The organism is Sphingomonas jinjuensis (genome assembly GCF_014197105.1).
Classification (GTDB): domain Bacteria; phylum Pseudomonadota; class Alphaproteobacteria; order Sphingomonadales; family Sphingomonadaceae; genus Sphingomonas; species Sphingomonas jinjuensis.
In genome coordinates this window covers 184,131-197,725 of record NZ_JACIEV010000003.1, presented here as the reverse complement: position 1 = coordinate 197,725, position 13,595 = coordinate 184,131, and the positions used below count along the sequence as shown (strand labels likewise).

Genomic DNA, 13,595 nt, shown 5'->3' with positions numbered 1-13,595 from the left:
ACAGGCAAGGACCACACGCCTCATGACCGCGATCGGCCAGGACACGCTGAAGACCCGCTCCACGCTTTCGGTGGGCGGCAAGGAATATACCTATTTCAGCCTGGCCAAGGCGGCCGAGCAATTCGGCGACATCAGCCGCCTGCCCTTCTCGATGAAGGTGCTGCTCGAGAACATGCTCCGCTTCGAGGACGGCGTCACCGTCACCCCCGACGATGTGAAGGCGATCGTCGACTGGCAGCAGGAGCGGCGTAGCGAGCGTGAGATCCAGTATCGCCCCGCGCGCGTGCTGATGCAGGACTTCACCGGCGTTCCCTGCGTCGTCGACCTCGCCGCGATGCGCGACGCGATGACCAGCCTCGGCGCCAATCCCGAGAAGATCAATCCGCAGGTTCCCGTCCACCTCGTCATCGACCACTCGGTGATGGTCGACGAATTCGGCACGCCCAAGGCGTTCGAGGAGAACGTCGACCTCGAGTACCAGCGCAACATGGAACGCTACGAGTTCCTGAAGTGGGGGTCGAAGGCGCTCGACAATTTCCAGGTCGTGCCGCCGGGCACCGGCATCTGCCACCAGGTGAACCTGGAATATATCGGCCAGGCCGTCTGGGCCTCGAACGCCAGCGGCGAGCATGGCGACGGCAAGCCGGTCGCCTATCCCGACACGCTCGTCGGCACCGACAGCCACACCACGATGATCAACGGCCTGGGCGTGCTGGGCTGGGGCGTCGGCGGGATCGAGGCCGAGGCGGCGATGCTCGGCCAGCCCGTGTCGATGCTGATTCCCGAGGTCGTCGGCTTCAAGCTGACCGGCGAGCTGCAGGAAGGCATCACCGCCACCGATCTCGTCCTGACGGTCACCCAGATGCTGCGCGCCAAGGGCGTCGTCGGCCGCTTCGTCGAATTCTACGGCCCGGGCCTCGCCGCGATGACGCTCGCCGATCGCGCGACCATCGCCAACATGGCGCCCGAATATGGCGCGACCTGCGGCTTCTTCCCGATCGACGAGCGCACGATGGATTACATGCGCCTCACCGCGCGTTCGGAGGAATCGATCGCGCTGGTCGAGGCCTATGCCAAGGAAAACGGCTTCTGGCGCCACGCCGACAGCCCCGATCCCGTCTTCACCGACACGCTCGAACTCGACATGTCGACCGTCGTCCCCTCGCTCGCTGGCCCCAAGCGCCCGCAGGACAAGGTGTCGCTCGGCAAGGTGGACGAGGTGTTCAACGGCGACCTCGCCAAGCTCTACCACAAGGATCGCGCCCAGCGCGTCGAGGTCGCCGAGCGCGGCCATGACATCGGCGACGGCGACGTCGTGATCGCGGCGATCACCAGCTGCACCAACACCTCCAACCCGTCGGTGCTCGTCGCCGCGGGCCTCGTCGCCCGCAAGGCGCGCGAGAAGGGCCTGAAGCCCAAGCCCTGGGTGAAGACCTCGCTCGCCCCCGGCTCGCAGGTCGTGACCGACTATCTCGACAAGGCCGGCCTGACCGCCGACCTCGACGCGATGGGCTTCAACCTCGTCGGCTACGGCTGCACCACCTGCATCGGCAACTCGGGCCCGCTGCCCGGTCCGATCAGCCAGGCGATCAACGAGAACGACCTCGTCGCCGCCTCGGTCCTGTCGGGCAACCGCAACTTCGAAGGCCGCGTGTCGCCCGACGTGCGCGCCAACTTCCTCGCCTCGCCGCCGCTCGTCGTCGCCTATGCGCTGAAGGGCACGGTGACGACCGACATGAACGAGACGCCGATCGGCCAGGGTTCGGACGGCCAGGACGTCTACCTCAAGGACATCTGGCCCTCGAACGACGAGGTCCGCTCGGTGATGGACGCCAACATCGACGACCACATGTTCCGCACCCGCTACGGCAACGTCTATCAGGGCGACGCCAAATGGTCGGGCATCGACGTCACCGGTTCGGGCACCTACCAGTGGCGCGCCGGCTCGACCTACGTCGCCAACCCGCCGTATTTCGAGGGCCTGTCGATGACGCCGAAGCCGGTCACCGACATCATCGAGGCGAAGCCGCTCGCGATCCTGGGCGACTCGATCACCACCGACCACATCAGCCCCGCGGGCAGCATCAAGGCGGACAGCCCCGCCGGCCGCTACCTGCAGGAGCATCAGGTCAGCCGCGCCGACTTCAACAGCTATGGCGCGCGCCGCGGCAACCACGAGGTCATGATGCGCGGCACCTTCGCCAACATCCGCATCAAGAACGAGATGGTCCCGGGCGTCGAGGGCGGCATGACCCGCTACGAGGGCGAGGTGATGGCGATCTATGACGCCGCGATGCGTCACAAGGCCGACGGCACTCCGCTCGTCGTCGTCGCGGGCAAGGAATATGGCACCGGCTCGTCGCGCGACTGGGCGGCGAAGGGTACCAACCTGCTCGGCGTCCGCGCCGTCATCGCCGAGAGCTTCGAGCGCATCCACCGCTCGAACCTCGTCGGCATGGGCGTGCTGCCGCTCCAGTTCGCCGAGGGAATCGATCGCAAGTCGCTCAACCTGACCGGCGACGAGACCTACACGATCCACAATGTCGCCGGCCTGCGCCCGCGCCAGGAGGTGGAAGTCACGCTGACCCGCGCCGACGGCAGCACCGAGACGTTCAAGACCCGCTGCCGGATCGATACCGTCAACGAGCTGGATTACTTCCTCAACGGCGGCATCCTGCCCTACGTCCTGCGCAAGCTGGCGGCGTAATGCGATCCGTCACGGGGCTCGCCCTGCTGCTCGCGGCGCCCGTCGCGGCGGCGCAGCAGCCGGCGAGCCCCGCGCGCGGTCTGACCGGCGTCTACGACCCGCAAAATCCCTTCGCCCGGATCATCCGCGGCGAAGCGCCGGCGTCGATGGTCTACGAGGACGCGACCGTCCTCGTCCTAATGCCGCTGACGATGGCGAAACCGGGCCATGTCATCGTCATTCCCAGGCGGCTCGGCGCTCGCACCCTGCTCGACCTGACGCCCGCCGAACTCACCGCCTGCATGATCGCCGTGCAGAAGGCGGGGCGCGCCCAGATGGCGGCGCTGGGCGCGACCGGCTTCCAGGTCCGCCAGAATAACGGCAGCGACGCCGCCCAGGCGGTGTTCCACCCGCATTTCCACGTGATCCCCTTCGTCGGACCCGACAAGGTCTTGCGCCCGGACGCAGAGCACAACACACGGGCGGAACTCGATGCGATGGCCGCACGCTTGCGTGCCGCCTGGCCTAAGGATTGATGTAATGCGTACCGCCCTGCTTGCCGCCGCCCTCTTCCTGCCCGCCGTCGCGGCCGACGCCGCCGCCTCCCCGACCCCCGTCAGCGGGCGCTGGATCACCGAAGAGGGCAAGGCGCTGGTCGAGGTCGGCCCCTGCGGCCAACAGATCTGCGGCCGCATCGTCCGCATCCTGAAGGTCGACCCCAGCAAGCCGACCACCGACGTGCTCAATCCCAACGCGGCGCTGCGCACCCGGCCGATCGTCGGCATGGTCTTCCTGACCGGCTTCACCCCCGACGACGATCGCTGGCGCGGCCGCATCTACGACCCGCAAAGTGGCAAGACCTATCGGTCGGAGCTCATCCGCGACGGTGAGACGCTCAAGGTCCGCGGCTGCATCGGCCCGTTCTGCCGCACCCAGGAGTGGGCCGCGGCGCGGTAAAGCGCATCCAAAGCCCCTCCCTTTCAGGGGAGGGGTTGGGGTGGGGCCTTTCAGCCTGCGCTCGTCTCGGGGAGACACACCCCACCCCCAACCCCTCCCCTGAAGGGGAGGGGCTAGAGCACATTTACCCCAGCACTGCCCGCCGCCGGGCATAGGCGAAGTACAGCACCAGTCCCGCTACGTTCCACAGCAGGAAATATTCGTGCGTCACCCGCTGCAGGCTGTTGAACAGATAGCAGCACCCGATGATCGCCAGCGGCGCCACCACATTCGCCAGCGGCACCCGGAACGGGCGCTCCACATGCGGATCACGCCGCCGCGACACCAGGACGCACGCCGCCACCGCGACGAACGCCACCAGCGTGCCCGCGTTGGCTAGGCTCGCGATCACGTCGAGCGGCATGACGCCGGCGATGATCGCGACGAACACCGCGGTCACGCCGGTGATCCGCACCGGCGTGCCCCGTGCCGACACCGCCGCCAGCCGCTGGGGCAGGAAGCCGTCGCGCGCCATGACGAGGAAGATGCGGGTCTGGCCATAGAGCATAGCCAGCAGCACCGTCGGCAGCGCGATCGCCGCCGCCGCCGCGATCACGGTGGCGACGCCGGGACTACCCAGCTCGCGCAGGATCAGCGCCAGCGGCTCGGGGCTGTTGCCGAAGCGGCTGAACGACACCGCCCCCACCGCCGCCGCCGCCACGAGCATGTAGATGATGGTGCACAACACCATCGATCCGACGATTCCGATCGCCAGGTCGCGCTTCGGGTCCTTCGCCTCCTCCGCCGCGGTCGAGATCGCGTCGAAGCCGTAGAAGGCGAAGAAGATGATCGCCGCCGCGCCCATCACGCCGTACTTCACGCCGCCCGGCCCCGGTGTTCCGCCATAGCCGAACGGTGCGAACGGGTGCAGGTTCGCCGAATCGAAATGCGGCAGGGCAATCAAAACGAACAGCGCCAGCGTCACCATCTTCACGATGACCAGCACCAGATTGATCCGCGCACTCTCGCGCGTGCCCAGCATCAGCAGGCCGGCGACGACGGCGATGATTCCGACCGCCGGCAAGTTGACGACCCCGCCCAGCGACGGCCCGTTCGCCAGCGCCGGCGGCACCACGATGCCAAGCCCCTTCAGGAAACCGACCGCATAGCCTGACCAGCCGACCGCCACGGTCGACACCACCAGCGAATATTCCAGGATCAGCGACCAGCCGACGACCCAGGCGATGATCTCGCCCAGCACCGCATAGCTATAGGTATAGGCCGACCCCGACGCCGGGATCAGCGTCGCCATCTCCGCATAGCAGAGCGCCGCGCAGGCACAGATCGCGCCCGCGACGACGAACGACAGCATTACCGCCGGCCCGGCGCGATCGGCGCCGACGCCGATCAGCGTCAGGATGCCGGTGCCGACGATCGCGCCGACGCCCAGCGCGGTCAGATGGACCCACGTCAGCGTTCGCGCCAGCTGCTGCCCCTCGGGCTGTTCGGTAGAAGTCTTGCGTCGAAGAAGATCCATCACCACACCTTCACACGCTTGTCGGGGGCCAGGTAGAGCGCATCGCCCGGCTTCACCCCGAACGCCGCATACCAGCCGTCGAGGTTGCGCACCGTCTGCGCGCGATAGCGGGCCGGCGCATGCGCATCGGTCGCCACCTGCGCCCGCAGCGCCCGGTCACGGACCTTGCTCGCCCAGCTCTGCGCAAAGGCGAGGAACAGCCGCTGGTCGCCCGTCATGCCGTCGATCACCGGCGCCGGCTTGCCGCCGAGCGAGGCGTGATAGGCGTCGAGCGCCGCAGTCAGCCCGGCGACGTCGGCGATATTCTCGCCCAGCGTCTGCTTACCCTTGATGTGGAGGCCGGGCAGCGGCTCATAGGCGTCGTACTGCGCCGCCAGCGCCGCACCCTGCGCTTCGAACCGCGCCAGATCTTCGGGCGTCCACCAGTTGCGCAGCCGGCCTTCGTGATCGAAATCGGCGCCCAGATTGTCGAAACCGTGGCTGATCTCATGCCCGATGATCGCACCGATCGAGCCGTAGTTCGCCGCCGCATCGCGCTTCGGGTCGTAGAATGGCGCTTCCAGGATCGCCGCCGGGAAGTTCAGCGCATTCTGCAGCGGCAGGTTGACCGCATTCACCGTCTGCGGCGTCATCCACCATTCGCGATGATCGACCGGCTTGCCGATCTTCGCCAGCTGCCGCTCGGTCCGCGCGATCTGCGCGCGGCGCAGGTTGCCGACCGGATCGTCCGCCTTGACCACCAGCGTCGCATAGTCCGCCCATTGCTCGGGATAGCCGATGCCGACGATCGTGCCGTCGATCTTGCGGCGTGCCTCGGCCTTGGTCGACGGCTTCATCCAGTCGAGCGCCGCGACGCGTGCGTCGAACGCGGCGAGGATGTTCTTCACCATCGCCTGGATGTCCGCCTTCGACGAGGCGGGGAAATAGCGCTGGACGTAGATCCGCCCGATCGCATCGCCGAGCGCGCCGTTCGTCGCGGCGAGCGCACGCTTGTCGCGCGGCCGCGACTGCGTCGTGCCGGTCAGCGTCTTGCCATAGAAATCGAAACTGGCATCGTCGAACGCCCTGGGCAGTACCGCCGCGACATCAGAAATCCGATGAAAGCGCAGCCAGTCCTGCCAGCTCGCCAGCGGCTCGCTCGCCACCAGCGCCGAGATGCCGGTGATCGCCGTCGGCTGCCAGACGATGAAGTCCTGCTGCCGCGGCAACCGCGCCGCCGGCCAGAACGCCGCCCAGTCGATGCCCGGCGCCTTGACCGCGAAGTCGGCGCGCTTCCACGGGTTGTTCGCCTTGTGCGCGTCCTGGCTCGCCTCGATGTCGAGGTGGACGCGCGCAATCTTCGTCTCCAGCGCCATCACCCGCGCGGCGCGGCCTGCGGGATCGCTCATCCCGGCAAGCGTGAACACCTTGGCGATATAGGCCTGATACGCCTGGCGGATCTCCGCCATCTCGGGCTTGTCGCTGAGATAATAGTCGCGATCGGCAAGCCCCAGCCCGCCCTGCAGCACATAGGGCACCGTTTCAGTCGGCCGGTCGAACGCCTGGCTGACGAACAGGCCGACGATGTTGGGCGTCGAGAAATTGGTGGCGTTGAGTGGGTCCAGGTCGGCGCGAACGTTCGCGCCCAGCATCGCCGACAGCGCGCGCTTGTCCTTCAGCGCATCGATCGCGGCAAGCTCGCCCTTGAGCGGCGCCAGACCACGCTGCTCGATCCCGGCCGTGTCCATGTACGCCGCATAATAATCCGCGATCTTGCGCCCGTCCGGCCCCGCCTGCGCCGCCGACGCCACGATCTCCGCGTTACGCTTCTCGGCGAGCAGACCCAGCGTCAGGAACGCACCGACCGACGATCGATCCGCCGGGATCTCGGTCTTCGCCCGCCAGGCGCCATTGGCATATTGCTCGAAATCGTCACCCGGCTTGGTCGACCGGTCGATCCACTGAGTTTCGACCCCCGCAGGCTTGGTCTGCGCCACCGCCGTGCCTGCCATCAGCAGGCCGAGCAGAATGATTCGCTTCATGGAAACACGTCTCTCCCTGTGTTTCGCCGCAGCGTTACACGGGAGGGGAGTGGGGCGCCAGATGGCCGCCCCGTCGTTCTGTTTCACTGCCGTTCGTCCAGAGGAGAGGCTGAGCGAAAGCGAAGGCTCGTCTCGAAGCCTGTCCTGAGCGCCTGCCTTGCAGGCAGTCGAAGGGGACAGGCCAAGCCACCCGTGCTTCGAGACGGCACTTCGTCTTCGCTCAGTGCCTCCTCAGCACGAACGGTGTGGGGAATTGAGGCGATTCAAACCGTGAAGCTCTCCCCACATCCGCACGCACCCTTGGCGTTGGGATTCTGGAATACGAACCCGGCGGTGAAATCGTCCTCGACCCAGTCCATCGTCGATCCGATCAGGTACAGGATCGATCCACCATCGACGAACAGCGTGCCGCCGGCCGTCTCGATCCTCTCGTCGAAGGGCTTCGCCTCGGTGACGTAATCGACCGAATAGGCGAGCCCCGAGCACCCCCGCCGCGGCGTCGACAGCTTCACGCCCAGCGCGTCGGCCGGCGCGCGCGACATCAAGTCGGCGATCCGCGCCTCGGCGGACGGCGTCAGGTGAAGCGCGGCAGGGCGCTGGCGGGTCTTCACGTCGGTCATCATATTCTCCTCGCCCCTCCCCTTCAGGGGAGGGGATGGGGGTGGGGCAGAGCCTCGCACGGCACATCGCCCGGGTCCCCCACCCCAACCCCTCCCCTGAAGGGGAGGGGCTCACATTTACAGCATCCCAAGTTCCAGCCGCGCCTCGTCCGACATCTTCGCCGGGTCCCAGGGCGGATCCCAGACCAGGTTGACGTCCGCCACCGCGATCCCCGGTACCGCCGACACCCGCAGCTCGACCTCGGCCGGCATCGATTCCGCCACCGGGCAATGCGGCGTCGTCAGCGTCATCGTCACCGCGGCATGGCCGTCGTCGGTCACCTCGACGCCATAGATCAGCCCCAGCTCGTAGATGTTCACCGGGATCTCGGGGTCGTAGATTTCCTTGAGCGCGTCGATCACCGCTTCGTACAGCGCACCGCCTGGCTCGTTCGCCGACTCCTCGCGCGGCTTCTGCGCCAGGAACCCGTCGAGATAGTCGCGCTTGCGGTCAGACGTCTCGCCGGCGCTCTCAACGCGCGCGCGCGGCGGCGTCGCGACGCTCTCGACCTCTTCCACCTTGAACCCGCTCATCCGAATATCCTCGTTACTCGCTCGATGCCCTTCACCAGCGCCTCGACATCCGCCGCGCCGTTATAGACGCCGAAACTCGCCCGCGCCGTGGCCTCGACCCCCAGCGCCGCCATCAGCGGCTGTGCGCAATGATGCCCCGCACGGATCGCCACCTGGCCTTCGTCCAAGATGGTGGCAACGTCGTGCGGATGCACCCCCTCGACCACGAAACTGACGATCCCGGCGGAATCCTCCGGTCCCAGCAGCCGCACGCTGTTGAGCGCGCCCAGCCGTTCGCGCGCATCGCGCACCAGCGCCGCCTCATGCACGTGGATGCGGTCGAGGCCGATCCCCTCGACGTAATCGATCGCCGCGTGCAGCCCTAGCGCCCCAACGATATGCGGCGTTCCCGCCTCAAACCGGCCCGGCGGCGGCGCATAGGTGGTGCGTTCGAACGACACCTTGTCGATCATCGAGCCGCCGCCCTGGTACGGCGGCATCCGGCTGAGCAGGTCGCCCCGCCCCCACAACACGCCGATGCCCGTCGGCCCGTACAGCTTGTGCGCGGAGAACACGTAGAAGTCGCAACCGATCGCGGCGACGTCGACCGCCAGCCGCGGCACCGCCTGGCACCCGTCGATCAGGATCTTGGCCCCGACGCGATGCGCCAGCTCGCTCGCCCGGCTGGCGTCGAGCACCGATCCCAGCACGTTCGACACATGCGCCAGCGCGACCAGCTTGTGCCGCTCGGTCAGCAGGCTTTCGAGCGCGTCGAGATCGATCCGGCCGTCGCTGGTCAGCGGGCAGACGTCGATCGCCGCCCCCGACTTCTCCGCCGCCATCTGCCACGGCACGATGTTGCTGTGATGCTCCAGCATCGACAGCATGATCCGGTCGCCCGGCTTCAGCTGCTGGGCGGCCCAGCATTCCGCGACCAGGTTGATCGCCTCGGTCGCGCCGCGCACGAACACGATCTCGTCGGGCGTCGCCGCACCGATGAACCCCGCGACCCGCCGCCGCGCCGCCTCATAGGCAAGCGTCATGTCCGCCGAGCGCTGGTACACCCCGCGGTGGACGGTGGCATAGGTCTCGCCATAGCCACGCGTGATCGCATCGACCACGGCCTGCGGCTTCTGCGAGGTGGCGGCGGTATCGAGATAGGCCCAGCCGGCGGGAATCGCGGGGAAATCGGCCAGGACGTCGAGGGGGGCCTCTGCGATGACGGTGCTCATGCCGCCGCCCCAACAACCACGTCATCCTGAACTTGTTTCAGGATCTTTTCCCCCAGGCGCACGCTCGCGGTAAGAGATGCTGCAACAAGTTGAGCATGACGGCATGTCGGCTCACTCACAACACCGCCTCCAGCCACGCGTCCGCATCCGCCGCAAACGCTTCGCGCACCGCCTCATTACCGATCCGCTCGATCGAGTCCGCGACGAACGCCCGCGTCAGCATCGCCTGCGCACGCGGCTTCGGAATGCCCCGGCTCTGCATGTAGAACAGCGCCCGCGCATCCAGCTCGCCGACCGTCGCACCGTGGGCGCACTTCACGTCGTCGGCGAAGATCTCCAGCTCGGGCTTCAGATTGACCGTCGCGGTCCGCTGCAACAGCAGGCCACGAAGCGACTGCTCGCCATCGGTCTTCTGCGCATGCCGCGCCACCTCGACCGCCGCCGCCAGGCTCGCGACCGATCGATCCGCCGCCACCGCGCGCCACAGCTGGTGCGACTGGCCATTGGGCTCGGCATGGCGGACACGCACCGCGCATTCCTGCTTCTGCTCGCCCGCGGTCAGCAGCGCGCCGCCGACCTCGGCATAGCCGCCCTCACCCACCACGATCTGCCCGTCGATCCGCGATCCCGCATGCCCTGCGCCGAGGAAGGTCGTCACCAGGCTCGCCCCCTGCCCGACCGCTGCCTCGTCCCGCACCGACACGAAGCCGGCGCCCTGCAGGAAGCGCACCGCGCGCATCAGCCGCGCCGATCGCGCCAGCTCGACCCGCGTCGCGCGGTTCGACCAGCCGGCACCGACATAGGTCTCGACGACCTGCGCCGCCGCATCCTCACCCAGCACGATCTCGGCGGCGAGATGGTTCTCCCGCCCCGTCGCGACATGGACGACCTGCACCGGATCGGTCACCGCCTGCCCATCGAGCCGAAGCAACCAGCCAAGCCCACCCGCGCGGCGCCCGAGCGGATGGTCCCCCGCTGCCAGCTGCGCGAGCGTCACCGAGCCGAGATCGCTCGCGCCCTCGTCGAGCACGCCGTCGACGAACAGCAGCCGCGCGCCCGGCAAATCAAGAAAATAAGGCGCGGCATCCGCCCGCGCGACCGGTTCCAGCGCCGCCGCCGCGGCCAGGCCGCCCAGATCGGCCCAGCGCCACGCCTCGGCGCGGTTCGACGGCAGGTCGAGAACGCTCACGCCGCCACCTGCGTATAGCCCTCACGCTCCAGTTCGTGCGCCAGCTCGGCGCCGCCGGTGCGCGTGATCCGGCCGTCGGCCAGCACATGGACGAAGTCGGGCTTCACGTAGTCGAGCAGCCGCTGATAGTGCGTGATCAGTAGCACCGCCTTGTCAGGCTTGCGCATGATCCGATTGATGCCGTCGCCGACGATCCGCAGCGCGTCGATATCGAGGCCCGAGTCGGTCTCGTCCAGGATCGCGAACTTGGGATCGATGACGCCCATCTGCACCATCTCGTTGCGCTTCTTCTCGCCGCCCGAGAAGCCGACGTTGACGGGACGCTTCAGCATCTCGGCATCCATCTCCAGCGCCGCGGCCTGGGCGCGGGCAAGCTTCAGGAATTCGCCACCCGACAGCGGCTTCTCGTCGCGCGTCGCGCGCTGCGCGTTGAGCGCCTCGCGCAGGAACTGGACGTTCGACACGCCGGGGATTTCGACCGGATACTGGAAGCCCAGGAACAGCCCCGCGGCCGCACGCTCGTTCGCCGCCATCTCGAGCAGATCCTGCCCGTCAAACGTCACCGAACCCGCAGTCACCTCGTAGCCCGGACGCCCGCCGAGCACATAGCCGAGCGTCGACTTGCCCGCGCCGTTCGGCCCCATGATCGCATGGATCTCGCCGGGGTTTACCTCGAGCGAAAGCCCCTTGAGGATCGCCTTGCCGTCGATCTCGGCGTGAAGGTTGTCAATCTTGAGCATCATTCTTCCTCTAAGCCCCTCCTTTTCAGAGGAGGGGTCGGGGGTGGGGCGTGTCTCACCGAGACCATCGCCCGCATCCCCCACCCCAACCCCTCCCCTGAAGGGGAGGGGCTTCGTTCATCAGCCGACCGAGCCTTCAAGGCTGATCCCCAGCAGCTTCTGCGCCTCGACCGCGAACTCCATCGGCAGCTGCTGCAGCACCTCGCGCGCGAAGCCGTTGACGATCAGCGCCACCGCCGCTTCCTGATCGAGCCCGCGCGACATGGCGTAGAACAGCTGGTCCTCGCTGATCTTCGACGTCGTCGCCTCATGCTCGATCTGCGCGCTGGGATTGCGCACCTCGATATACGGCACGGTATGCGCGCCGCACTGGTCGCTCAGCAGCAGCGAGTCGCACTGGGTGAAGTTGCGCACCCCTTCCGCACCCGGCGCGACCTTCACGAGGCCCCGATAGGTGTTGTCCGAGCGCCCGGCGCTGATCCCCTTCGACACGATCGTCGATCGCGATCCCTTGCCGTTGTGGATCATCTTGGTGCCGGTATCCGCCTGCTGGCGGTTGTTGGTCACCGCGACCGAATAGAACTCGCCGACCGAATCCTCACCGTTCAGCACGCACGAAGGATATTTCCACGTCACCGCGCTGCCCGTCTCGACCTGGGTCCACGACACCTTCGACCGCTTGCCCTGGCAAAGCGCCCGCTTGGTCACGAAGTTGTAGATGCCGCCGACGCCATTCTCGTCGCCGGGATACCAGTTCTGGACGGTCGAATATTTGATCTCCGCATCGTCCAGCGCGACCAACTCCACCACCGCGGCGTGAAGCTGGTTCTCGTCGCGCATCGGCGCGGTGCAGCCCTCCAGATAGCTGACATAGGCGCCCTTGTCGGCGACGATCAGCGTCCGCTCGAACTGCCCGGTATTCTCGGCATTGATGCGGAAATAGGTCGACAGCTCCATCGGGCAGCGAACGCCCTCGGGAATGTACACGAACGTCCCGTCGCTGAAGACCGCACAGTTGAGCGTCGCGAAGTAGTTGTCGTGCTGCGGCACCACCTTGCCCAGCCACTTGCGGACCAGATCGGGATATTCGCGGATCGCCTCGCTGATCGAGCGGAAGATCACCCCCGCCGCCTCCAGCTCGGCCCGGAACGTCGTCGCGACCGAGACGCTGTCGAACACCGCATCCACGGCCACCTTGCGCGCGCCCTCGACGCCCGCCAGCACCTTCTGCTCCTCGATCGGGATGCCCAGCTTCTGGTAGGTGCGCAGGATCTCGGGATCGAGTTCGTCGAGGCTCGCGATCGTCGCCTTCGCCTTGGGCTCGGCGTAATAATAGGCGTCCTGATAGTCGATAGACGGAATGTTGAGCTTGGCCCAATCCGGCGCCTCCATCGTCTGCCACAGCCGGAACGCCTTAAGCCGCCAGTCGAGCATCCATTCGGGCTCGTTCTTCTTGGCGCTGATATAGCGAACCGTGTCCTCGCTCAGCCCCTTGGGCGCGAAGTCCTGCTCGATATCGGTGGCGAAGCCCCACTCGTACTTCTTGGCGACGGCCGCATGGGCCTCGGCGTTCTTGGTGGCCATGATCAACTTTCCACCCCGGCGAAGGCCGGGGTCCGGTTACGAGACGAAGAAAGGGTAGCGGATCGAGACGCGGGCTGCGTCGTCAGCGAGGCTAGCGAGATGCCCGCCAACGCCCCCCGCACTGCGGCGTTGACCACGCCCCAATGCGGCTTGACCGAGCATTGATGGTCGATCCCGCAATCCTGCGCGCCATGTTCGACGCACGCCGTCAGCGCGATCGGCCCCTCCACCGCCTCGACGATGTCGGCGAGCGAGATCGATGCCGGTGGACGCGCCAGCCGGAAGCCGCCGCCGGTGCCGCGCGTGCTTTCGATCAGCCCGGCACTCGACAGCCGGCTGACCAGCTTCTGCGCAGTCGGCAGCGGCACGCCCGTCTCTTCGGCGAGCACCGTCGCGTTAAGCCGCGCCACGCCGCCGCAATGGCGGGCAGCCGCGGTCATCATCACGACGGCATAGTCGGCAAGCGAAGACAGGCGCATCTGCGAACGATTCTCAAAT

The 13,595-nt window shown here is 67.3% G+C and carries 12 protein-coding genes; 3 read left to right on the top strand and 9 right to left on the bottom strand.

What is annotated here, in order from left to right:
- The first annotated feature begins 22 nt into the window (after positions 1 to 22).
- Genes acnA through GGQ80_RS06655 form a run of 3 tightly spaced genes read left to right on the top strand, consistent with a single transcriptional unit; the run spans position 23 to position 3,643 of the window.
- A complete protein-coding gene (acnA, locus tag GGQ80_RS06665) occupies positions 23 to 2,707 on the top strand; it encodes an aconitate hydratase AcnA (RefSeq protein WP_183983120.1) in 2,685 nt (894 codons plus the stop codon).
- Complete coding sequence (locus GGQ80_RS06660) at positions 2,707 to 3,222, top strand: HIT family protein (protein WP_183983119.1); 516 nt, start codon at positions 2,707 to 2,709, stop codon at positions 3,220 to 3,222. Before acnA ends, GGQ80_RS06660 begins: the two co-directional genes overlap by 1 nt.
- Positions 3,223 to 3,226: 4 nt before the next feature.
- The gene (locus tag GGQ80_RS06655; protein ID WP_183983118.1) at positions 3,227 to 3,643 is read left to right on the top strand and encodes a DUF2147 domain-containing protein; all 417 of its coding nucleotides are present in this window, start codon (positions 3,227 to 3,229) and stop codon (positions 3,641 to 3,643) included.
- A 124-nt stretch (positions 3,644 to 3,767) separates the two neighbouring features.
- Here GGQ80_RS06655 and GGQ80_RS06650 read toward each other — a convergent pair whose 3' ends face one another.
- From GGQ80_RS06650 to GGQ80_RS06610, 9 genes are all read right to left on the bottom strand, one after another.
- Complete coding sequence (locus tag GGQ80_RS06650; RefSeq protein WP_183983117.1) at positions 3,768 to 5,159, bottom strand: amino acid permease; 1,392 nt, start codon at positions 5,157 to 5,159, stop codon at positions 3,768 to 3,770.
- Positions 5,159 to 7,180 (bottom strand): M13 family metallopeptidase, encoded by a 2,022-nt coding sequence (locus GGQ80_RS06645; RefSeq protein WP_183983116.1) that lies wholly within the window; start codon positions 7,178 to 7,180, stop codon positions 5,159 to 5,161. Before GGQ80_RS06645 ends, GGQ80_RS06650 begins: the two co-directional genes overlap by 1 nt.
- Before the next feature lie 263 nt (positions 7,181 to 7,443).
- Positions 7,444 to 7,800: a HesB/IscA family protein gene (locus GGQ80_RS06640; RefSeq protein WP_183983115.1), complete on the bottom strand. Its 357-nt coding sequence runs from the start codon at positions 7,798 to 7,800 to the stop codon at positions 7,444 to 7,446.
- Positions 7,801 to 7,917: 117 nt separating this feature from the next.
- Complete coding sequence (locus GGQ80_RS06635; RefSeq protein WP_183983114.1) at positions 7,918 to 8,373, bottom strand: SUF system Fe-S cluster assembly protein; 456 nt, start codon at positions 8,371 to 8,373, stop codon at positions 7,918 to 7,920.
- Positions 8,370 to 9,584 (bottom strand): cysteine desulfurase, encoded by a 1,215-nt coding sequence (locus GGQ80_RS06630; RefSeq protein ID WP_183983113.1) that lies wholly within the window; start codon positions 9,582 to 9,584, stop codon positions 8,370 to 8,372. The genes GGQ80_RS06635 and GGQ80_RS06630 overlap by 4 nt, the downstream gene beginning before the upstream one ends.
- A 115-nt stretch (positions 9,585 to 9,699) precedes the next feature.
- A complete protein-coding gene (locus tag GGQ80_RS06625) occupies positions 9,700 to 10,773 on the bottom strand; it encodes a SufD family Fe-S cluster assembly protein (protein ID WP_183983112.1) in 1,074 nt (357 codons plus the stop codon).
- Positions 10,770 to 11,513: a Fe-S cluster assembly ATPase SufC gene (gene sufC, locus GGQ80_RS06620; protein ID WP_183983366.1), complete on the bottom strand. Its 744-nt coding sequence runs from the start codon at positions 11,511 to 11,513 to the stop codon at positions 10,770 to 10,772. The genes GGQ80_RS06625 and sufC overlap by 4 nt, the downstream gene beginning before the upstream one ends.
- A 120-nt stretch (positions 11,514 to 11,633) precedes the next feature.
- Positions 11,634 to 13,097, bottom strand: a complete 1,464-nt coding sequence (gene sufB, locus GGQ80_RS06615; RefSeq protein ID WP_183983111.1) for a Fe-S cluster assembly protein SufB — start codon at positions 13,095 to 13,097, stop codon at positions 11,634 to 11,636.
- Between the two features lie 2 nt (positions 13,098 to 13,099).
- Positions 13,100 to 13,576, bottom strand: coding sequence for an SUF system Fe-S cluster assembly regulator (locus tag GGQ80_RS06610; RefSeq protein WP_183983110.1), 477 nt, complete (start codon positions 13,574 to 13,576; stop codon positions 13,100 to 13,102).
- Positions 13,577 to 13,595: the final 19 nt, after the last annotated feature.